The organism is Streptomyces sp. OR43, assembly GCF_008042275.1.
Taxonomy (GTDB): Bacteria; Actinomycetota; Actinomycetes; order Streptomycetales; family Streptomycetaceae; genus Streptomyces.
Window position 1 is genome coordinate 1,524,284 of record NZ_RDBK01000043.1, and the last position, 19,296, is coordinate 1,543,579.

21 protein-coding genes, 2 tRNA genes and 1 other RNA gene are annotated in these 19,296 nt (G+C 71.6%); 17 read left to right on the forward strand and 7 right to left on the reverse strand.

What is annotated here, in order from left to right:
- Positions 1 to 1,269: DNA polymerase III subunit gamma and tau (locus EAO72_RS43325; protein WP_261991635.1), on the reverse strand; the 1,269-nt coding region annotated here is incomplete at its 3' end.
- A gap of 162 nt (positions 1,270 to 1,431) precedes the next feature.
- Positions 1,432 to 1,526, reverse strand: an RNA gene (gene ffs / locus EAO72_RS25435) — signal recognition particle sRNA small type.
- Positions 1,527 to 1,675: 149 nt separating this feature from the next.
- On the opposite strand from ffs, the gene EAO72_RS25440 reads away from it, so the two are divergent.
- A tRNA-Ser gene (locus EAO72_RS25440) sits at positions 1,676 to 1,763 on the forward strand.
- Positions 1,764 to 1,966: 203 nt separating this feature from the next.
- Here the strand turns inward: EAO72_RS25440 and EAO72_RS25445 are convergent.
- Both EAO72_RS25445 and uppS read right to left on the reverse strand, forming a co-directional pair.
- The gene (locus EAO72_RS25445; RefSeq protein WP_187285204.1) at positions 1,967 to 3,571 is read right to left on the reverse strand and encodes an oxygenase MpaB family protein; all 1,605 of its coding nucleotides are present in this window, start codon (positions 3,569 to 3,571) and stop codon (positions 1,967 to 1,969) included.
- Positions 3,568 to 4,311 (reverse strand): polyprenyl diphosphate synthase, encoded by a 744-nt coding sequence (gene uppS / locus EAO72_RS25450; protein WP_261991806.1) that lies wholly within the window; start codon positions 4,309 to 4,311, stop codon positions 3,568 to 3,570. The genes EAO72_RS25445 and uppS overlap by 4 nt, the downstream gene beginning before the upstream one ends.
- A gap of 513 nt (positions 4,312 to 4,824) precedes the next feature.
- Here uppS and EAO72_RS25455 point away from each other — a divergent pair.
- The 5 genes from EAO72_RS25455 (at position 4,825) to EAO72_RS25475 (ending at position 9,139) form a co-directional block, all read left to right on the forward strand.
- Entirely contained in the window at positions 4,825 to 5,121 is a 297-nt protein-coding gene (locus tag EAO72_RS25455) for a DUF3303 family protein (protein WP_187285205.1), read from the forward strand.
- Between the two features lie 125 nt (positions 5,122 to 5,246).
- The gene (locus EAO72_RS25460; protein ID WP_148019541.1) at positions 5,247 to 5,831 is read left to right on the forward strand and encodes a hypothetical protein; all 585 of its coding nucleotides are present in this window, start codon (positions 5,247 to 5,249) and stop codon (positions 5,829 to 5,831) included.
- Between the two features lie 13 nt (positions 5,832 to 5,844).
- On the forward strand, positions 5,845 to 7,221 hold the full coding sequence (locus EAO72_RS25465) for a peptidoglycan-binding domain-containing protein (RefSeq protein ID WP_148019542.1): 1,377 nt from the start codon (positions 5,845 to 5,847) through the stop codon (positions 7,219 to 7,221).
- Positions 7,218 to 7,940, forward strand: coding sequence for an ABC transporter ATP-binding protein (locus tag EAO72_RS25470; RefSeq protein ID WP_148019543.1), 723 nt, complete (start codon positions 7,218 to 7,220; stop codon positions 7,938 to 7,940). Before EAO72_RS25465 ends, EAO72_RS25470 begins: the two co-directional genes overlap by 4 nt.
- Positions 7,937 to 9,139 (forward strand): ABC transporter permease, encoded by a 1,203-nt coding sequence (locus EAO72_RS25475; protein ID WP_148019544.1) that lies wholly within the window; start codon positions 7,937 to 7,939, stop codon positions 9,137 to 9,139. Before EAO72_RS25470 ends, EAO72_RS25475 begins: the two co-directional genes overlap by 4 nt.
- 25 nt (positions 9,140 to 9,164) lie before the next feature.
- Here EAO72_RS25475 and EAO72_RS25480 read toward each other — a convergent pair whose 3' ends face one another.
- Positions 9,165 to 10,787 (reverse strand): sensor histidine kinase, encoded by a 1,623-nt coding sequence (locus EAO72_RS25480; RefSeq protein WP_148019545.1) that lies wholly within the window; start codon positions 10,785 to 10,787, stop codon positions 9,165 to 9,167.
- Positions 10,784 to 11,530 (reverse strand): response regulator transcription factor, encoded by a 747-nt coding sequence (locus EAO72_RS25485; RefSeq protein WP_148019546.1) that lies wholly within the window; start codon positions 11,528 to 11,530, stop codon positions 10,784 to 10,786. Before EAO72_RS25485 ends, EAO72_RS25480 begins: the two co-directional genes overlap by 4 nt.
- 291 nt (positions 11,531 to 11,821) lie before the next feature.
- Between EAO72_RS25485 and EAO72_RS25490 the strand changes: the two genes are divergently transcribed.
- From EAO72_RS25490 to EAO72_RS25510, 5 genes are all read left to right on the forward strand, one after another.
- Positions 11,822 to 12,235, forward strand: a complete 414-nt coding sequence (locus tag EAO72_RS25490; RefSeq protein WP_148019547.1) for a YciI family protein — start codon at positions 11,822 to 11,824, stop codon at positions 12,233 to 12,235.
- Positions 12,232 to 13,479: an RNA polymerase sigma factor gene (locus EAO72_RS25495; RefSeq protein ID WP_187285439.1), complete on the forward strand. Its 1,248-nt coding sequence runs from the start codon at positions 12,232 to 12,234 to the stop codon at positions 13,477 to 13,479. Before EAO72_RS25490 ends, EAO72_RS25495 begins: the two co-directional genes overlap by 4 nt.
- A 248-nt stretch (positions 13,480 to 13,727) precedes the next feature.
- Positions 13,728 to 14,348, forward strand: coding sequence for an HhH-GPD-type base excision DNA repair protein (locus EAO72_RS25500; protein ID WP_148019549.1), 621 nt, complete (start codon positions 13,728 to 13,730; stop codon positions 14,346 to 14,348).
- Between the two features lie 180 nt (positions 14,349 to 14,528).
- Positions 14,529 to 14,825 carry a type II toxin-antitoxin system VapB family antitoxin gene (locus EAO72_RS25505; RefSeq protein WP_073736427.1) on the forward strand — a complete coding sequence of 99 codons (297 nt, stop codon included), beginning with the start codon at positions 14,529 to 14,531 and terminating at the stop codon, positions 14,823 to 14,825.
- Between the two features lie 144 nt (positions 14,826 to 14,969).
- Entirely contained in the window at positions 14,970 to 15,566 is a 597-nt protein-coding gene (locus EAO72_RS25510; RefSeq protein WP_148022032.1) for a LytR C-terminal domain-containing protein, read from the forward strand.
- Positions 15,567 to 15,766: 200 nt separating this feature from the next.
- Here the strand turns inward: EAO72_RS25510 and upp are convergent, their stop codons facing one another.
- The gene (gene upp / locus EAO72_RS25515; protein WP_148019550.1) at positions 15,767 to 16,402 is read right to left on the reverse strand and encodes a uracil phosphoribosyltransferase; all 636 of its coding nucleotides are present in this window, start codon (positions 16,400 to 16,402) and stop codon (positions 15,767 to 15,769) included.
- 103 nt (positions 16,403 to 16,505) lie between these two features.
- Between upp and EAO72_RS25520 the strand changes: the two genes are divergently transcribed.
- From EAO72_RS25520 to EAO72_RS25540, 6 genes are all read left to right on the forward strand, one after another.
- Positions 16,506 to 16,706 carry a hypothetical protein gene (locus EAO72_RS25520; protein ID WP_148019551.1) on the forward strand — a complete coding sequence of 67 codons (201 nt, stop codon included), beginning with the start codon at positions 16,506 to 16,508 and terminating at the stop codon, positions 16,704 to 16,706.
- Positions 16,707 to 16,952: 246 nt separating this feature from the next.
- Entirely contained in the window at positions 16,953 to 17,507 is a 555-nt protein-coding gene (locus EAO72_RS25525) for a tRNA adenosine deaminase-associated protein (protein ID WP_148019552.1), read from the forward strand.
- 9 nt (positions 17,508 to 17,516) lie between these two features.
- Complete coding sequence (tadA, locus tag EAO72_RS25530; protein ID WP_148019553.1) at positions 17,517 to 18,029, forward strand: tRNA adenosine(34) deaminase TadA; 513 nt, start codon at positions 17,517 to 17,519, stop codon at positions 18,027 to 18,029.
- A gap of 78 nt (positions 18,030 to 18,107) precedes the next feature.
- Positions 18,108 to 18,192, forward strand: a tRNA-Ser gene (locus EAO72_RS25535).
- Between the two features lie 555 nt (positions 18,193 to 18,747).
- Positions 18,748 to 18,912 (forward strand): hypothetical protein, encoded by a 165-nt coding sequence (locus EAO72_RS42175; RefSeq protein WP_187285206.1) that lies wholly within the window; start codon positions 18,748 to 18,750, stop codon positions 18,910 to 18,912.
- A gap of 10 nt (positions 18,913 to 18,922) precedes the next feature.
- Positions 18,923 to 19,216, forward strand: coding sequence for a Dabb family protein (locus tag EAO72_RS25540; protein WP_148019554.1), 294 nt, complete (start codon positions 18,923 to 18,925; stop codon positions 19,214 to 19,216).
- Positions 19,217 to 19,296: the final 80 nt, after the last annotated feature.

The window sequence follows — 19,296 nt, forward strand, 5'->3', positions numbered from 1 at the left end:
GGCCTGGGGTGCGGCGGGGGCATGTGCCTGCGGTGCGACCGGGGCGTGGGCCAGCGCCTCGGGCCCGGGAACGTACCCCATCGAGGGGCCCGGCCCGGTGGTGGCGAAGGACGCGCCCCGCTCCAGCCGGTCGAGCCTGGCCTGGAGGGAACGCTCGTCGTCGAAGGCCGCGGGCAGCAGCACCCGGGCGCAGATCAGCTCGACCTGAAGCCGCGGCGAGGTCGCGCCCCGCATCTCCGTGAGCCCCTCGTTGACCAGGTCGGCGGCGCGGCTGAGCTCGGCGGCGCCGAAGACGGACGCCTGGGCCTGCATCCGCTCGACGACGTCTGCCGGTGCGTCGATGAGGCCCTTCTCCCCGGCGTCCGGCACGGCGGCCAGGATCACCAGGTCACGCAACCGCTCCAGAAGGTCGGCGACGAACCGGCGCGGGTCGTTGCCGCCCTCGATCACCCGGTCCACGACCTCGAAGGCGGCCGCGCCGTCGCCGGCCGCGAAGGCGTCCACGATCGAGTCGAGCAGGGAGCCGTCCGTATAACCGAGCAGGGACGTCGCCATGGCGTACGTCACACCGTCGTCGGCGGCACCCGCCAGCAGCTGGTCCATGACCGACATCGAGTCACGCACGGATCCGGCACCGGCCCGCACGACGAGCGGGAGGACCCCGTCCTCGACGTAGCTGTTCTCCTTGCCGCACACCTCGGCGAGGTATTCGCGCAGCGTCCCGGGCGGCACGAGCCGGAACGGGTAGTGGTGGGTACGCGACCGGATGGTGCCGATGACCTTCTCGGGCTCCGTGGTCGCGAAGATGAACTTGAGGTGCTCCGGCGGCTCCTCGACCACCTTCAGCAGGGCGTTGAACCCCGCCGAGGTGACCATGTGCGCCTCGTCGATGATGTAGATCTTGTAACGACTCGAAGCCGGCCCGAAGAACGCCTTCTCCCGCAGATCACGGGCATCGTCCACACCACCGTGCGAGGCGGCGTCGATCTCGATCACATCGATCGATCCCGGCCCGTTGCGCGCGAGGTCCTGGCAGGACTGGCACTCCCCGCAGGGCGTGGGCGTGGGCCCCTGCTCACAGTTCAGACAGCGCGCGAGGATGCGCGCGCTGGTCGTCTTGCCACAGCCTCGCGGACCACTGAACAGGTACGCGTGATTGACCCGGTTGTTCCGCAGGGCCTGCTGCAGCGGGTCAGTGACATGCTCCTGACCGATGACCTCGGCGAACGACTCGGGGCGGTAGCGGCGGTACAGCGCAAGGGACGACACACATACGAGGTTATCGGGGCGGACTGACAACCGGCCCCGTACCGGGCACTCCGCCGGCTGCGGTAAACGTCACCCCAGAGATTCCGGACACCCGAAGCCCATACCCCGACCGGAAGCCCTCGGCCCGACCGGAAGTCCTGGCCGCAACCCGGCCCGGACAACGCAAGGGCCCCCCACGCACCCGCCAGAGCCAACTTACCCTTGCTGCCTTCCGGCCCTGGGGGAGTTCAGTCAGATAGCGCCACGTGAGGGGCTGACGCCCACCTTAGCCGATCCCCACCCCCGCAAGTCCACCTCCCCGCAAGTCCACCTCCCCCACCTCCGGAGACCCCTCCGGGGCCGACCGGAGAGGTCCGGGGCGGAACGGGTTCGCGAGCACTCCTCAACGTCTTGTATTGTTTGCCGCGGAGGATTCGCCTAGTGGCCTAGGGCGCACGCTTGGAAAGCGTGTTGGGGGCAACCCCTCACGAGTTCGAATCTCGTATCCTCCGCCATTGCTCTCACCGGGCAATACGTTGAAGGGCCCCGCAGCTTGCTGCGGGGCCCTTCGGCGTTGGCGGTCTCGGCTCCGGTCTCGTTCAGGCGTACGCCACTCGCCCCGACGAGCACGGGCGGGCGAGGGCGTGCGAAAGCGACCCGGCGGTTCGAGGTTCTGCGCGTCGGGGTTCTGCGCGTCGAGGTTCTGCGCGTCGAGGTTCTACGCGTCGGAGAGCAGCGGGTCGTAAAGGGTCGAACGGTGACGGCCTGACATGAAGGACAGGAAGTCCCGGACGAAAGCGCTCCGGGAGTAGCGGCCCTCGGCGTCCAGGACGGTTCGTCCGAAGCCTCTCCTGAACAGGGCCCGGTACTCCTCCGCGTCGATGGACCCGTCACCGTCCGCGTCGGCGGCGTCGAAGAGGGTCTCGGCGACCCTGATCAGCGCCGGTCCTGCCAGGGACGGGGCCGCGGCCACGTACTCGTCCTCGCTCACCCGTCCGTCGCCGTCGCTGTCCAGGGCTGACTGGAGTTCCCGCCACCACGCGGCGAAGGCGTCGTACAGGCGGGTCTCCTCCGGCTCGTCCAGGTCGAGGCGGGAGCAGAGTTCCCGGGCCATGGCGGCCAGGTCGGGCCAGTCCAGAGAGCCGTCCCCGGTCTGGTCCAGCACCTCGGTGAAGAAGGCGCGGGCGTCGCGCCGGCTCCCGGCCCCGTCCGGGCCGCTCGTGGCGTCCCGCGGTGCCGGTACCGGTGTGATCAGCCGGAACAGTGCGGCGGCCCGTTTCGTCCGGGCGCGCAGAGTGGTGAGCGTCTCGGCCATCGGGCTGTCGCCGTCCGGCGACAGGTTGAGCAGGGTGACGACGTTCTCCGCCTGGACCCAGTTGTCGGGTAGCGCGCGGGCCAGACGGGCGGCCATATAGGCGCCCTGCATCAGCGTCTGGGCGCCGGGGACCTCCGGCAGGCCCGCTCTGCGGCGGAAGACCTCGGGGAGGGAAGCCACGGTGACGGTGCCGATGACCGGCCCCGCAAGCGCGCGGCCGGTCGCCCAGACCGTGGGCATTCCCGCGAACAGCGGCGGTGCCGGCAGATGCTCGAAGAGCTTGTAGAGGATGATGCGCAGCGCCTCCGTGTTCTGCAGTTCCTCCGCGACCATGCGGTCGTAGTACTGCCAGAACTCGGGCAGAGTGGGCGGCAGATGGCCCGCCCGGTCCCCCAACGCTGCGAGGAAGGCCTGGAATTCGGCGTAGAGGCCTTCCATGGTCTCCTGGTCCAGCGGCTGTCCGCTCAGCCGGCACATGGTGACCGAGCTCTCGAAGAGCGTCGCGACCACCCACGCCCGTACCTCGGGGTCCATCGCGTCGTAGGGCTGGTTCCTGGCGTCCGTGCCGCTCAGCCGTGAGTGGAGACGGTTGAGCCGTGCCGCCTCCCGCTGCCTGACGTGTTCGTCGGCTCCGAACATGCGCTGCAGGCTCACGAGGGTGTTGCTCAGCCGTCGCCACGGGTGCACCACGAAGGAGGAGTTGTCGGCCAGCGCCGCGCCGATCTGCGGATGGGCGGCTTCCAGCACGGTGGCCCTGACGACGGCCAGTGCCCAACGGGGATCGTTGAAGAAGCGGTGGAACTGCGAGCCGGGCCCGAACAGGGATCCGGCCGGCGACGCGGTGGTCTCCCGGCCGGGGTCTTCGTACGGGATGCCGTTCCCATTCCTGGGCCCGTTCTCGGTCCTGGGCCCGTTCTCGGTCCTGGGCCCGTTCTCGGTCCTGGGCCCGTTCCCGGGCCCGGTCGGCGCGGAGTGGCCGCTGTCCGTGTCCTTCACCTTCGAGGTCATCCCTTCGGTTGCGGTGCCACTCCGCCGAAGCGGCGGTCGCGGCGCCGGTATTCGTGCAGGCACTCCAGAAGGTGCGGGGCACGGAAGTCGGGCCAGAGCACCGGCGGAAAGATCCACTCGGCGTAGGCCACCTGCCAGAGCATGAAGTTGGAGATGCGCTGTTCGCCGGACGTACGGATCACGAGATCCACGTCAGGCGTGTCCGGAACCGGCAGATGCGCGGCGAAGCACGCCTGGTCGACGGCATCGGCGGGGACGCCGGCGCGGATGAGGGAGCGTGCCGCGGCGACGATGTCCTGACGCCCGCCGTGGTCGAACGCCACCGTCAGCGTCATGCCCCGATTGGCCTCGGTGAGCGTCATCAGGTCGGCGAAGTCCCGGGCCAGAGGGGCCGGAATTCTCGGGTCCCCGGCTCCCAGGAGCCGGCACCGGATGCCGCGGGCGTGCAGCAGCAGCGCGTGTTTGCGCACCACACGGCGGACCAGGCGCATAAGGAAGTCGACCTCGTCGCCCGGGCGCCGCCAGTTCTCGGTGGAGAAGGCGTACAGGCTGAGCCATTCGACCCCCGCCGACCGCGCCGCCTCGATGACATCGATCACCGTCGCCTCCGCCGCGCTGTGCCCGGACGTACGCGGCAGGGAGCGCTGCTGCGCCCACCGGCCGTTCCCGTCCATCACGCACGCCACGTGGCGAGGCACCGGCCGCCGCCCCTGCTCGCCGGGCGGGCGGCTCGGCTGCACCGGAACCGCCCGCACGGCGGGGGCCTCCGGCTGCGCGCCGACGGGAAGGCGCTCCGGCCGCGCGGCAACGGGGAGGCGCTCCGGCCGCGCGCCGCTTCTGTTCGCCGGCTCACCCGTCGCCTGCGTGTGACCGGATGGTCCCGCTGCACCGAACGTCACTGAAGCGCCCCCCTCGACTCGCGTCCGCCGTACTTCGCCGGGACGTGACTCCGGTTGCGGAGGAGGAGGGGGCAGGCCCCTGGCCTGCGGATCCCCCGGCTGCTCCGCACTCAGCAGAGTGCCGGTGCACGGCCCACGGCGCATCGCGTTGCGCGCATATTCACCCGTAGCACGCCAGTCGGAGTGCGCCGGTGGCGTGTGCGGGCGGCTCCGCATGAGTCGGCCGGGTCTCCGGATGGTGCACGAGATGTTGGCTGCCCCGATCGCCCGCGGTGACGCTGAGCGGGACGTCGCCGGGGTCCTGCGCGCGCGGACGGATCCGCGCCGGCCCCGGGGGACGGAAGGAGCCACACCATGAGGGTCATGCTGCGAGCACAGCTGGACACCCAGCTCGCGAACGAGGCGGTCAAGAACGGCAGTCTGCCGAAGATCATGCAGTCGCTCGCGGAGCGGCTCAAGCCGGAGGCGGCCTACTTCGGGCCCAGCGGGGGAAAGCGGTCCTGCACGTTCGTCTTCGACATGCAGGACAGTTCGCTCCTGCCGTCCATCGCCGAGCCGCTCTTCGAGGGCCTGGGCGCGGAGATCGAGATCCAGCCGGTCATGAACACCGAGGACATGCAGAAGGGCCTCGCCGCGCTGGAGCGGCATTGAACGAGGTGCTCCGTCTCCGGAACACTTCTTGATTGCTTCTTCACAGGTCCTTCATGGGTGCGCTTCTACGTTCGTCCCGCCGGACGCAGTGGGTGGCCGGCGACAGCGGTGAGGAGCACCTGGGGATGCGTGCACGGCGGAGGTTCGAGGGCCGGCTGTGGCTGATGGGCGCGGTGTCGTTGACTGCGCTGGCCCTGACGACGGGCTGCGGTGGTGACGGCGGCAGCGGTGGCGAGGTGGCTTCGGCAGCAACCCCGAAGGGCTCAGCCACCGCGTCCCCGGGCGCCTCGAGTGAGTTGTCCGAGTACGTCGACGCCCAGCGCAGGTGGGTCTCGTGTCTGCGCGACGCGGGACTCGACGCCCCCGATCCGGACGCCCGGGGCAGGGTCGATCTCGGCGACCAAACGAAGTGGAAGCGTGACCCGAAGGCTCTGCAGGCTCAGGAGAAGTGCGCCGGCCTCAGCGTGGCCGTACCGGACAGTGTCGAGAAGGCGCAGCAGCCCGAGCTTTCCAAGGACGAGATACGCACGAAGCAGCGGTACGCCACCTGCATGCAGGAGCACGGGGCGCCCGACTTCCCCGACACCGACGCATCGGGGCACTTCCAGGACGTCACCTGGGATCCGGCGTCGGCCGGAGCGAAGCGCGCCGCACGGACCTGCGCTTCCATCATCGGCGTGCCGGACGACGCGCCCGCACCCCAGGGCTGACGGGGCCGGGCGCATGGACGACATGAAGGAACCGGGGCGGCACCGGCGCGGGCCGCTCCTGATCACGGCGGCGATTCTCCTCGTCGCCGCGGTCAGCACGGTGGGCGCCCTCGGGCTCGGCGGAGACGGTTCGGACGAGGCGAAGGCCCCGGGCAGAAGCGGCCGGCTGGTGGAGGTGTCACGCGAGACCCTGACCGACCGGACGGAGATCGATGGGCAGCTCGGCCACGGTCCCGAGGTGCCCTTCCCGGTGAAGGCACAGGGAACGATCACGTGGCTCCCCGCCTCCGGCACCACCGCGCGGCGCGGAGAGCAGGTGCTGCGGATCGACGACCGGCCGGTGGTGCTGCTGTACGGAAGCCTGCCCATGTACCGCGATCTCGGTCTGCGGCAGACGACGGACGGCGCGGGGGGCGGGAGCGGTGCCGGGTCCGAGGCCGGGTCCGAGGCCGGGTCCGAGGCCGGGTCCGAGGCCGGGTCCGGAACCGAAGCGGATTCCGGCACCGGCACCTCCTCCGGTACGAACTCAGGCTCCGCTGCGAAGGGTGGCGGCAGTTCGTCCGGCAGCCCGGACTCCGGACAGCCCGCGTCCGATGCGCGACAGCGGACGGTTCCCCTGCACGGGATGGACGTCAAACAGTTCGAGAGCAACCTCAGCGCTCTCGGCTACTCGGGTTTCACCGTCGACGACTCCTACACCGAGCTGACGGCCGCGGCGGTCGAGCGCTGGCAGAAGGACCTCGGGCTTCCGCGGACCGGCACGGTCGACGCCGGCTCCGTCGTCTACGCGCCCGGAGCGGTCCGTATCGCCGGCACCTCTGCCCGGGTGGGGGCCGAGGCGACGGGAACTCCGGTCACCTACACCGGGACCTCCCGCATGGTGACCGTCAACGCGCAGGCCACCGAGACACGTTGGGCGCAGCGCGGCACCACGGTGAGCGTGGAGCTGCCCGGCGGGCGAGCCGTACCGGGAACCGTGGCGAGCGTGGGCGAGGACGCCGCCGCACCGGAGTCAGGGGCCGGAAAGGACGGTGCCCCGGCGGGCGGGGGCGACGGAGGAGGAGACCCGGCCGCCACCGTGACGGTGGTGATCGTTTTCGGGGACCACGCGTCGTTGGGCAGGCTGCAGAGCGGACCGGTCACCGTGCGCTACGCCGTCAAGCAGCGCAGGAACGTACTGGCCGTACCGGTCGCCGCCCTGGTGGCACTCGCGGAAGGCGGATACGGGCTGGAGATCTCCAAAGAGGGCGACAGCGAGGCCGACGGCGGTACCGGCGACGACGCGTCCCTTGGCTTCGTACCGGTCAGGACCGGGCTGTTCGCGGACGGCAAGGTCGAAGTGAGCGGCCCCCGGGTGCGTGAGGGCATGAAGGTGCGGGTGCCCGGATGAGCCCGGACCGAGAAGCCCTCCGCGCCGTCATCGAGTTCACCGCGGTGTCCAAGCACTATCCGGGGCGGGTGACGGCCCTCGACGACGTCGATCTCACCGTCCGGTACGGCGAACTCGTCTGCATCGTCGGCCCGTCCGGATCGGGAAAGTCGACCATGCTGCACCTCATGGGCACGCTCGACCGGCCGTCCGCCGGGCGCGTGGTCATCGACGGCCACGACGTCGCCGACCTGTCCGATCGCGAGGTGTCCGCCCTGCGTGCGCAGCGCATCGGATTCGTCTTCCAGCAGTTCCATCTGGCCCTCGGGATGCCGGTGCTCGACATCGTCGCCGACGGGCTGCTGTACGCCGGGAAGCCGCTGCGCGAGCGGCGGCGCCGGGCCGCGCGGGCGCTGACCCGCGTCGGACTCGGCCATCGTCTCGGTCATCTGCCCCACCAGCTCTCGGGCGGCGAGCGGCAGCGGGCCGCGGTGGCCCGTGCCGTGATCGGTGGGCCGGCCCTGCTCCTCGCCGACGAGCCCACCGGCAATCTCGACTCCGTCTCCGGCGCCGCGGTCCTGGCGCTTCTGCGCGAACTGCACACCGCGGGCACCACGGTGGTGGTGATCACTCATGACCGCGAGATGGCCGAGGTGTTCGACCGGAAGGTGGAGATGCGGGACGGCCGGATCGTCGGCGACCGTGCCGGCACCCCGGCCGGTCAGGGGGTTCACGGATGAGCGGCGCGTCCGGGCTGCGGCCCGCCCGGTTGAGCCCGGCGGACTTCGTGCGGCTGGGCGGCACCGGTCTGCGCACACGCCCGGTGCGGGTGTTCCTGTCCGCCCTCGGCATCGCCATCGGGGTGGCCGCGATGGTCGCCGTCGTCGGCATCTCCAGTTCCGGCCGTGCGGAGGTCGACCGGAAGCTGGACCGGCTCGGCACCAACATGCTGCGCGTCTCCCCCGGACAGTCGCCCGACGGGGAGACAACGAGGCTGCCCGGGGAGGCGGCGGCGATGATCCGGCGGATCGGTCCGGTGCGGGAGGTGGCCGCGACCGGTGAGATCGAGGCGGCGGCGGTCTACCGCAATGACCGGATACCCGTCGGGCGCACGGGCAGCATCCGGGTGGCGGCCGCCGATCCGGAGCTGCCGGCCGCGATCGGGACGACGGTGGAGACCGGCCGCTGGCTGGACGAGGCGACCCAGGAGTATCCGGCCGTCGTGCTCGGCGCGCAGGCCGCCCGCCGGCTCGACGCGTACACACCCGGCACCCGGCTGTGGCTGGGCGGCACCTGGTTCTCGCTCGTCGGAGTGCTGCGGCCGGCCCCTCTCGCACCGGAGATCGACGGCTCCGCGCTGGTCGGCCGACAGGCGGCACGCACCTATCTGCACTTCGACGGACACCCGTCGACCGTGTACGTGCGCGCCCGCGACGACCGGGTCGGTGCCGTACGCGGTGTGCTCGCCGCCACGGCGAATCCGCAGAAGCCGGGCAGTGTGCTCGTCTCCCGGCCCTCGGACGCGCTGGCCGCCCGTGAGGCCACCGAATCCGCGTTGACGGGTCTGCTACTCGGGCTCGGGGGCGTCGCCCTGCTCGTCGGCGGGGTCGGCGTCGGCAACACCATGGTCATCTCGGTCCTGGAACGCCGGCCGGAGATCGGTCTGCGTCGCGCCCTGGGCGCCACCAGCGGGCAGATCCGCGGTCAGTTCGTCTCCGAGTCCCTGCTCCTGTCGGCGCTCGGCGGGCTCGGCGGGACGGTCCTGGGTACGGCGATCACCGCCGGGTACGCGTACGTGCGGCACTGGCCGACCGAGGTGCCGATGTGGGCGGCGGCGGCCGGGATGGCCGTCACCCTGGTGATCGGCGCGGTCGCCGGGCTCTATCCGGCGGTACGCGCCGGGCGCCTCGCCCCGACACAGGCGCTGGCCGGCACCTGAGCGCCCGGGGTGGACCACACCCTGGTCAGCCGGCGACGGCCGCGAGGGAGACGACGAACGTGGTGCCGGAGCCCACCGCGCTCTCCACCGTGATCGTGCCCCCGTGGTCGGTGACGATCTGCCGTGCGATCGCGAGCCCGAGGCCGCTGCCCCCGGTGGCGCGGCCCCGGGCCGGATCGGCGCGCCAGAAGCGGTCGAAGAGGTGGGGCAGGTGCTCCGCCGGTATGCCCTTGCCGGTGTCCCGCACGCGGATCACCGCCGTGCGCTCCTCCTGCCGCAGTTCCAGGGCCACGGTGCCGCCCGGCGCCGTGGCGCGCAACGCGTTGCCGACGAGATTGCCGACGACCTGGCGCAGCCGGTCCGCGTCGACCTCCGCCCGCACGGGCAGGGGCGCGGTCAGTTCCAGGGTGACACCCGCCCGTTCGGAAGCCGCCCGGTGCGCGGTACGCGAGGCGTCGAGGACGTCCCGCAGGTCGGCGACCGCCCGGTGGTAGGTCAGCACCCCGGCCTCGGCCAGGGCCAGATCCTGGAGGTCGTCGACGATCCGCTGCTGCAGCATCGCCTCCTCGTGCAGGGAGTCGAGCAGCTCGGGCGTGGGCTCGACGAACCCGTCCTGGAGTGCCTCCAGATAGCCCCGGAGATTGGCCAGCGGGGTGCGCAGTTCATGGGCGATGTCGCCGGTCATCCGTCGCTGGCGCTCCTCCGCGCCCTGGAGGAAGTCCGCCATCCGGTTGAAGGCCCGCCCGAGTTCGGCGATCTCGTCGCGGCCGGACACGGGGACGCGGTGTTCGAGATCGCCGCCGCCCAGGCCCCGCGCCGCCGCGGTCAGCGCACGGACCGGGCGCAGTACGGCCCGGCTCAGGATCAGGGCCGCGATGATCGCCGCAAGGGCGACCCCGCCCGCCACGGCCACGGTGGGCGCCGCAGCCAGGCCCGCCGGTGACTCGTCACGCGCCCCGAGGCTGATCTGGAGTCGCGGGGGTGACACGGAGGCGGTGCGCTCGTTGAAGACCCGTTGCAGACAGGCGGAGAGACGCGGATCGCTCTCGCACTTCACGGCGGCGAGACTGTCCTGTGTGGCGTACGGATCGGGGCCGGCCTCCGTGGGTTCCCTGCACTGCGCCGGACGCCGGTCCGTCCCGAAACGGGGAAGGCCGATGCTGTCCGGCCGGGCCGTCACCGCGGCCCCGGCCCTCGTCAGACAGGCCGCATGGGCCACCGCCGTCCGGTACTCCGCGATCGCGCTCACCGTGCGTTTCACGGAGGCGCGCGCCAACTTGGCCGCGGGCAGCCGGAGCTGGGGGCGGGCATCGGCCAGCACCGGCGGCTGCCCGCTCACCTCCCGAGGGCGGTGGCCGGCGAGTACATCGGAGTCGGCGACCAGGACGTCCGTCTCCGTGACGACCCGGATGCGCTGCCCCGTGGCCGCCGACAGGGAACGCACGGTGGGAGCCACGCCCTCCCAGGTGCCGTGCGCGTAGCCGTACGCGGTGAGCCCCTCGAGAATGCGGGACACCTCCTGGCGGCCGGCCCGGGCGGATTCCTCCACCTGGCTGTTGGCCTGGCGGAGCGTGAGCCAGGCGGTCGCCGCGGTGGCGGCCATCGCCACCAGCATGATCAGCCCGAGCACCCGCAGCCGGAAACTCATCCCACGGTCCCGTCGCCGCGCGTGCCGTGCGTGGCCTGCGTGCCTTGCGTGGTCTGCGTGCCCTGCTCCAGACGGTAACCGCGTCCGTAGACGGTCTCCACGTAGTGCGTACCCTCGTGGCCCTTCTCCAGCTTGCGCCGCAGATTCATGACATGGGCGTCGACCGTGCGCGGAAGGACGTTCCGGTCGAACCCGAAGACCCGGTCGATGATCTGCGCCCTCGTGAACACCCGCTGCGGCTCCCCCATCAGCACCGTCAGGATCGCGAACTCCTTGCCGGTCAGCGCCACCGGCCGCCCGGCGGCCCGTACCTCGAAGCGCGTCGTGTCCACCTCCAGCTCCCCCACGGTCAGCACGGTGGGCACGGCCTGGGCCGCCGCCTTCGACCTCCGCAGCAGTGCCCGCACGCGGGCCGTCAGCTCTCGCGGGCTGTAGGGCTTGGTCAGGTAGTCGTCGGCGCCGAGGTCCAGACCGAGCAGCAGGTCCTCCTCGGTGCTGCGCGCGGTGAGCAACAGGATCGGGACCTGCGACTCGGCGCGCAGGATGCGGCAGACGTCGAGACCGTCGACGTTCGGCATCATCACGTCGAGCACGAGAAGGTCCGGCCGCGACGACCTGGCCCGGTCGATCGCCGAACGGCCGTCCGAGACGATCTGCACCTCGTCCCCCGCCTGTTCCAGATAGATCCGGATCAGCCGCGCCTGCTTCGCGTCATCCTCGGCGACCAATATGCGCGCACTCACTGCGGCTCCTTCGACTCGGACATCGCATGGATGTCGCATGGGTGTCGCACGGCTGAGCAACGCCCTTGACGAGCGATCCCACGGGTACGTGCGAGTGGTTCGCGACGATCCCCCGAACAACCACGGCCCCCGACCACCATGCGCCTTTGCCCCTGGGCCGTTCCGGGAATTCTCCGGGATCTCCGGAAAATTCTCCGGCGCGGTGTCGAGAACGGCCGCCCCGCTCCGACGTCCCCTGTGAGAGCCGCCCACGAGGGGCGGCGAGGGAACGGACCGAGAGGGAGCGGAATCATGAAGTACCTGGTGATGGTTCAGGGCTCGCAGGCCGATTACGAGGCGATGCGCGGGAACGCGTCCACCGGCAACCCGGCCTGGAGCGAGAAGGACGTACAGGCCATGTTCGCGTTCATGGGCGCGGTCAACGACGATCTCGCCGAGAGCGGTGAGCTCATCGACGCCCAGGGGCTGGTCGAACCGGCGAAGACCCGGTTCGTGACGGCGGGCGAGGACGGCCGGCCGGTGATCACCGACGGTCCTTACGGGGAGACGAAGGAGCTGCTCGCCGGGTACTGGGTGCTCGAATGCGAGAGCCTGGAGCGGGTTACCGAGATCGCCGCACGTGTCACGCAGTGCCCGGCGCCCGCCGGTGCGCCCGCCCGCCCGGTCGTCATCCGGGCCATCGACAGCGGCGGAGGCGATGTGTGAGGCGTACGACCGAGCTCGAGGACCTGCTGCGGCGGCACGCCCCGCAGGTCCTCGGCGCGCTGGTACGCCGGTACGGGCACTTCGATCCGGCCGAGGACGCGGTGCAGGAGGCCCTGATCGCCGCCGCCCGGCAGTGGCCCGAGGAGGGTGTGCCGGACAATCCGCGCGGCTGGCTGATCAGGGTGGCCTCACGGCGGCTCGTGGACCGGCTGCGTGGCGACGCCGCCCGGCGGGCCCGGGAGGAGGAGGCGGCCGCGCTCACGCCGCGGGACGCCTTCACCGCGCCGGCGCCCGACGCGTCCGTGCCGGGCGGCAGCCGGGCGCCGTCCGAGGACGACACCCTCACCCTGCTCTTCCTGTGCTGCCATCCGGACCTGGCCCCGGCCGCGCAGATCGCTCTGACCCTGCGGGCCGTCGGCGGGCTGACCACTGCCGAGATCGCCCGCGCGCATCTGGTGCCGGAGGCGACGATGGCCCAGAGGATCAGCCGGGCCAAGCGGAAGGTCCGGGGGGCCGCCTTCGTCCAGCCGGGGCCCGCCGACCGGGACCAGCGGCTCGCGGCCGTGCTCCAGGTGCTCTACCTGATCTTCAACGAGGGCTACACGGCGACTTCGGGGCGCGCCCTGCACCGCGCCGGTCTGGCCCGGGAGGCGATCCGGCTGACGCGTTCGGTACGCGGGCTGCTGCCCCGGGACGGGGCGGTGACCGGGCTCCTGGCACTGATGCTGCTGACCGACGCCCGCAGCGCCGCGCGCACCGGACCGCACGGCGAGCTGATCCCGCTCGACGAGCAGGACCGCACCCGCTGGGACCGGGCCGCCGTCGCCGAGGGCCTCGCCCTGGTCGAGGAGGCGCTGGGGGAGGGCCCCGCCGGGCCCTACCAGGTGCAGGCGGCCATCGCCGCACTGCACGACGAGGCGGCCCGCGCCGAGGACACCGACTGGCCGCAGATCCTGGCGCTGTACGACGTCCTCGTACGGATCGCCCCCGAGCCGATGGCCTGGCTGAGCCGGGCCGTCGCCGTCGCCATGGTCCACGGCCCCCGGGCCGGCCTCGCGGAGGCCGACGCCCTCGCGGACCGGCTGGCGGGCCACCATCGGCTGGACGCCGTCCGCGCCCACCTGCTGGAACGGGCGGGAGACACGGAGGGCGCCCGCGCCGCGTACCGTGCGGCCGCCGCCGGGACCCTGAGCATCCCGGAGGCCCGCTATCTGTACGGACGCGCGGACCGGCTCGACGGCTGAAAGTGAACCGGACCGACGGCTCGGAGCGGCCGGCTCGACGACTGAAAGTGAACCGGACCGACGGCTCGGAGCGGACCGGATCGACGGCTGAGCCGGGTCCGTTCACCCGCGTTCCGGGCGTGCGCGGCGCTCCGCGAAGGGCGGAGCGGAGCCGAGAACAGCGGCAAACAGCGGCAAACGGCTGCAAACAGCCGGACCGGCGGTGGTTTCACTGGCCGTCGCACCCCCGGCTCGCAATCATCGGGTCCATGACCAACAGCAACCAGGGCCGAGACCTCACCCTCCGGATCGCCCAGCAGCCGGAGGCGGACGAGTTGCTCGCGCGCAGTCCGCTCGCCGCCCTCGTCGGCATGCTGCTGGACCAGCAGGTGCCGATGGAGTGGGCGTTCTCCGGTCCGTACGCACTGGCGCAGCGGATGGGCGGGGACGACCTGGACGCCCATGAGATCGCCACGTACGACCCGGAGGCCTTCACCGGGCTGTTCACCGACAAGCCCGCTCTGCACCGCTATCCGGGCTCGATGGCCAAGCGGGTGCAGCAGCTGTGCCAGTACCTGGTGGCGCAGTACGACGGCGAGGCGAGCGCGGTGTGGACCGGGGCCACCTCCGGGGCCGATCTCCGTAAGCGGCTCAACGCACTGCCGGGGTTCGGCACCCAGAAGGCGCAGATCTTTCTCGCGCTGCTGGGCAAGCAGTTCGGCGTCCGGCCGCCGGGGTGGCGGGAGGCGGCGGGGCCGTACGGGGAGGCGGACTCGCACCGTTCGGTCGCCGACATCACCGGGCCCGAGTCACTCGCCGAGGTCCGTGCGTTCAAGCAGGAGGCCAAACAGGCCGCGAAGGCGGCCAAGGCGGCGGCCAAGGGCAAGTGAGCCCGGCCCCGGGCGCCCCCGGTGTGCGCCCGGGGCCGCCGGGGCGCGCACCGGGGCGGCCGAGGGCTCTCGTTCATCGCTGCCTCAATCCCGGAATGGCCGCTTATATGCCGCCCTGGGCCGCGCCGCAGTCCCGCCCCATGGCTGCGCCCGGAGGGTCTTGACCGGTAGGCTTTCCGTGTGATCTTCAAGCGCATCGGAAATGGGCAGCCCTATCCCGACCACGGCCGGGAAAGCACCCGGCAGTGGGCGGATGTCGCGCCGCGCCCGGTCCGCCTCGACCAGCTCGTGACCACCAAGGGCCAGCTGGACCTCGAAACGCTTCTCGCCGAGGACTCCACGTTCTACGGCGACCTGTTCGCGCACGTCGTGAAGTGGCAGGGCGACCTGTACCTGGAGGACGGACTGCACCGCGCGGTCCGTGCCGCGCTCCAGCAGCGCCAGGTGCTGCACGCCCGCGTGCTCGAACTCGGCTGAGCCGCTCCCCCGGCCGCGTTCGACTCCGACGGGGTTCGTTCGGGTGCTTTCGCACTCGGACGGGTGCGATCCGTCGATCATCAAATAGTCATCATCACCTGGCCGCACTACGCTGCGCCCATGAGCATGCTCACCCCCCCCGGCATGGGCGGAAAGTACCGCATCACGGGTGACAAGTACCCGCGCATGCGGCGCCCCCGCCGCCGCAGCAAACTGGTCCTCGCGTCCATCGCCTCCCTGGTCGCCCTCGGGCTCGCCGGATGGGGCACGCTGCAGCTCATCGATGTCTTCACGGGCGGCGACAAACAGGCCAGCGCCGCCGACCGCAAGGCGGACTGCCCGACCGCCGCGCCGTCCGCGCCCGCGAAGGTCCTGCCGAAGCCCGCGAAGATCACGGTCAACGTCTACAACGCGACCCCGCGTGGCGGACTGGCCAAGGCGGCGGCCGACGAGCTGAAGAAGCGCGGCTTCACCATCGGCAAGGTGGGCAACGCCACCGCCGCGTACGACAAGAAGGTCGCCGGTACCGGCCTGCTGCTGGGCGCCCCGGCCGCGGTCAACGGCACGTTCCCGGTGCTCGGCACCCAGCTGCCGGGCGCGGCGACGAAGACCGACGCGCGCAAGGGCGCGGACGTCGATCTGATCATCGGTACGAAGTTCAAGGCGTTCAGCCCACCGCAGACGGCAGCCACCGCGCTGACCGCGCTGACGAAGCCGGCCCCGGCGCCGTCCTCCTGCTGAGGAACGCGCGGGTGGGCGGTTGCGGTACACGACGGCCGAGGTGCTCCATGAGCTCCCCGGCCGTTGCCGTCCCACCCGCCGGCCGGTCCCGGGGCCTCTCGTCGGATCATGCCGGGTTCGCGGGAACCGGCACGCGCGCGTCCGGCCCCGGTCCCCGATCCGGCCTGATCTGATCCGGCCTGACCCGGCCTGACCCGGCCCTAGCCTGCGGTGCCGTACATCCGGTCCCCGGCGTCACCGAGGCCCGGCACGATGTAGCCGTGCTCGTTGAGCCGCTCGTCGACCGAGGCGGTGACCACGGTGACCGGTGTCCCCGCCAGCTCGCGCTCCATCACCTCGACGCCCTCGGGCGCCGCGAGCAGCACGACCGCGGTGACATCGTCCGCACCGCGCTTGATCAGCTCCTGGATGGCCGCGACCAGCGTGCCGCCGGTGGCGAGCATGGGGTCCAGGACGTACACCTGGCGTCCCGAGAGGTCCTCCGGCATGCGCGTCGCGTACGTGGACGCCTGGAGCGTCTCCTCGTCGCGGATCATGCCCAGGAAGCCCACCTCGGCGGTCGGCAGCAGCCGGACCATGCCGTCGAGCATGCCGAGGCCGGCCCGCAGGATCGGTACGACCAGGGGCCGCGGGTGCGACAGCTTCACTCCGGTGGTGGGTGTCACCGGGGTCTCGATGTCGACCTGTTCGGTGCGCACATCGCGGGTGGCCTCGTACGCGAGCAGGGTGACCAGCTCGTCGGCGAGGCGCCGGAAGGTCGGGGAGTCGGTGCGCTTGTCGCGCAGGGTGGTGAGTTTGTGCGCGACCAGCGGGTGGTCGACGACGTGGATCCGCATGCCACCCAGAGTAGCCGCGCCTCCCGCACCCGTGCGCTGGCATCAACCGCACGTTCGGGGGGAAGGTGGGGGCATACGGACCCAGCCTGGGGGTGAAGAGCCGATGCCGGACGGGGCGGAGCGCGAGCGGGAAGGCCCGGACCCGCAGGACGCGCCGGAGACGGACGCGCAGCGCCGCAGGCGCCGCGCCCAGTTCCTCCGCGAGCTTCACGAGGCCAAGGCGCTCCGCGACCGGGTCCAGCCGCGCCGGGTCAAGGCCGCCAGAATGCGCCAGGCCATGCGGATGCGGACGTTCCGCTGGTAGCCGGCCGTGCGCCGGAGGAACCCCCGGGTGGCGGCGCCGGAGAGAACTGATGGCCGACGCAACGACGGAACTGCTCTCGCGAGGCCCTCGTTTCTGCCACGATTCCGATGGGCGGGACGCAGGGCAGCCGGACCCCGGCTGTCTCCCGCCGGACCGACACACCCAGGGCATTCGTTGGGATCGGACCCCGCTCCCTGATCCGGCCTGATCCGAACGAGAGCCTCCAAGACCAGTGGGAGAGTCACGGTGTACTTCGCCGCACTGCTCGCGCGCACCGAAGACGGGTGGGAAGCGAGCGACACGGATCTCGACGATGTGGAGACCCTGTCCGACCTGACGGATCTGGCCCGTGAGGCCTCGGTGGACGAGGACACGGTGCTCGTCTTCATCGAGCAGGAGGACGCCTGGTTCGGCGTCGTCCGCGTGGACGGTGAGGAGGATCCGCGTATCTACGTCTCCAACGCCTCCGCCGCCGCCCGCTCCTCGTACGGGGAGATCCTGCTCACGGATGAACTGCTCGGCCGCGAACCCGGGGCCGAGGACTCGATTGCCGCCCTCGAAGAACTCGTCGGCCTCGACGGTACGGAGGACGGCGAACCCGAAACCCCCGACAATTCCACCACCGACGATGACGACGACGGGCCGGACCCCGACGCCGTACCGGCGGGTCCGCTCGGCGACACCGGGGTGCTGTCCGACCTCGGGCTCCCCGAGGCGGAGCTGCTGATGCTGCGGACGGAGGCCCTTTCCGAGATCGCGGACGCGCTGGGAGCGGCCGAGGTCCTGGAGACCGTCCGTTAGGGTCCGCGGGTGACCGAAGCACCGCACCCGCACGACCCGTCCCAGGCGCAGCACTTCCCGCACGATCCCGTGCGGGACCCGTGGCAGGCACCCATGCGCCGTGCCCTGGCCGAGGCCGGGCTGGCGGCGGCGGCCGGCGATGTGCCGGTCGGCGCCGTCGTCCTCGCCCCCGACGGCGGCCTGCTCGCCACGGGCCACAACGAACGCGAGGCGACCGGTGACCCGACCGCGCACGCCGAGGTCCTCGCCCTGCGCCGGGCCGCCGCCGCGCTCGGCGAGTGGCGGCTGTCCGGATGCACGCTCGTCGTCACCCTGGAGCCCTGCACGATGTGTGCGGGCGCCCTGGTGCAGTCCCGGGTGGGCCGGGTCGTCTACGGCGCCCGGGACGAGAAGGCCGGAGCGGCCGGTTCGCTCTGGGACGTCGTACGGGACCGCCGGCTCAACCACCGCCCCGAGGTGATCCACGGCGTCCTGGAGACGGACTGCGCGGCCGTCCTGACGGCCTTCTTCCGCGACCGCTGACCCGCCTCCCCCGCACCGGCACGGGCTTGCCGGGAATCGGATTTCGACGGACGGCCGAGATGGTCTAAGCTCTCTCTCGGTAGCGTGTCCGAGCGGCCGAAGGAGCTCGCCTCGAAAGCGAGTGTGGGGAAACTCACCGAGGGTTCAAATCCCTCCGCTACCGCTCTTGTGAAGGGCCCGACGCACAGCGTCGGGCCCTTCGAGTTTTCCGCCTGAACGGTTCCGCCCGGCCGGTTCCACCCGCCGTGGTGCGGGTGCGGGTACGCCAGCGGATGCGCGTACGACGGCGACGGCGACTGCGGCTGCGGCTGCGGCTGCGGCTGCGCATGCGACGCGGGTACGCCAGTGGCCCCGGGTCCGACGGCGGTCGGGCCCGGGGCCGGCTACGAGGCTGGGTCGGGGGAAGCGGCATCGGGGGGACAAGCCGCTCCCCCCGATGAGAACAGGACCTGCCAGCCCTCACCGCGATCGGGGGAAGCGCGGTGAGAACCCCACAGAGAGGTCCTGTTCCTCGCCCCTCGGATTCCTGCCGGATCCGCTGGGCTCGTTCACCATCCTGCCCCTCCGCAGAAGCCGCGTGGGCGGGCAAAGGGCCTCGATCGCCGGGTCTTTGGTCCCTGAAGTCCGCATGAGCGATCGGAAACAGCAGGCCGATACGGCCATGTGTGCGGATAGACTCGCCCGACCGCGCAGGGGATCGAAGGGGAGTCAGGGGCTGATGGTGCAAGCAAAGAAGATCGCTCTCTACTTGATAGTCGTCTTCGTGCTCTACACGATCATCACGTCCCCCGCCCGGGCCGCGGATCTCGTCCAGGTAGGGTTCGAGGGCGTTTCGGACGCCGCTCAGGGCGTCGGCGACTTCATGTCCGAGCTCGTGAAGTAGGAGTACCCCCATGATCCGCCATCTGGTCCTGTTCAAGCTGAACGACGGCGTCGAGCGGGACGAGCCGCGGGTCGTCGCGGGCGCCCAGGCCTTCCGGGAACTGGCGGCCAAGGTGCCCGGGCTGGAGTTCTGGGAGTGTGGCTGGAACATCACCGACCGGCCGATCGCCTACGACTTCGCCATCAACTCCGCGGTCGCCGACGAGGCCGCGCTGAAGAGCTACATCGAGCATCCGGCCCACCAGGCCGCCGCCGGACAGTGGCGCGAATTCGCCACCTGGGTGATCGCCGACTACCCGTTCTGACGGCTTCGGCCCTGCGAGCCCCTCACCATGACGGTGAGGGGCTTTTCTTTGTGTTTAAACCGATTCGAGGCCAACACGGC

What these genes read in the sequence shown, in the direction of transcription:
- EAO72_RS25445 (WP_187285204.1), bottom strand. Translation starts at nt 3,571, where the DNA reads ATGACCTCGAAGGTGAAGGACACGGACAGCGGCCACTCCGCGCCGACC.
- EAO72_RS25455 (WP_187285205.1), top strand. Translation starts at nt 4,825, where the DNA reads ATGAGGGTCATGCTGCGAGCACAGCTGGACACCCAGCTCGCGAACGAG.
- EAO72_RS25460 (WP_148019541.1), top strand. Translation starts at nt 5,247, where the DNA reads ATGCGTGCACGGCGGAGGTTCGAGGGCCGGCTGTGGCTGATGGGCGCG.
- EAO72_RS25465 (WP_148019542.1), top strand. Translation starts at nt 5,845, where the DNA reads ATGGACGACATGAAGGAACCGGGGCGGCACCGGCGCGGGCCGCTCCTG.
- EAO72_RS25470 (WP_148019543.1), top strand. Translation starts at nt 7,218, where the DNA reads ATGAGCCCGGACCGAGAAGCCCTCCGCGCCGTCATCGAGTTCACCGCG.
- EAO72_RS25475 (WP_148019544.1), top strand. Translation starts at nt 7,937, where the DNA reads ATGAGCGGCGCGTCCGGGCTGCGGCCCGCCCGGTTGAGCCCGGCGGAC.
- EAO72_RS25480 (WP_148019545.1), bottom strand. Translation starts at nt 10,787, where the DNA reads ATGAGTTTCCGGCTGCGGGTGCTCGGGCTGATCATGCTGGTGGCGATG.
- EAO72_RS25490 (WP_148019547.1), top strand. Translation starts at nt 11,822, where the DNA reads ATGAAGTACCTGGTGATGGTTCAGGGCTCGCAGGCCGATTACGAGGCG.
- EAO72_RS25500 (WP_148019549.1), top strand. Translation starts at nt 13,728, where the DNA reads ATGACCAACAGCAACCAGGGCCGAGACCTCACCCTCCGGATCGCCCAG.
- EAO72_RS25510 (WP_148022032.1), top strand. Translation starts at nt 14,970, where the DNA reads ATGGGCGGAAAGTACCGCATCACGGGTGACAAGTACCCGCGCATGCGG.
- upp (WP_148019550.1), bottom strand. Translation starts at nt 16,402, where the DNA reads ATGCGGATCCACGTCGTCGACCACCCGCTGGTCGCGCACAAACTCACC.
- EAO72_RS25520 (WP_148019551.1), top strand. Translation starts at nt 16,506, where the DNA reads ATGCCGGACGGGGCGGAGCGCGAGCGGGAAGGCCCGGACCCGCAGGAC.
- EAO72_RS42175 (WP_187285206.1), top strand. Translation starts at nt 18,748, where the DNA reads ATGGTGCAAGCAAAGAAGATCGCTCTCTACTTGATAGTCGTCTTCGTG.
- EAO72_RS25540 (WP_148019554.1), top strand. Translation starts at nt 18,923, where the DNA reads ATGATCCGCCATCTGGTCCTGTTCAAGCTGAACGACGGCGTCGAGCGG.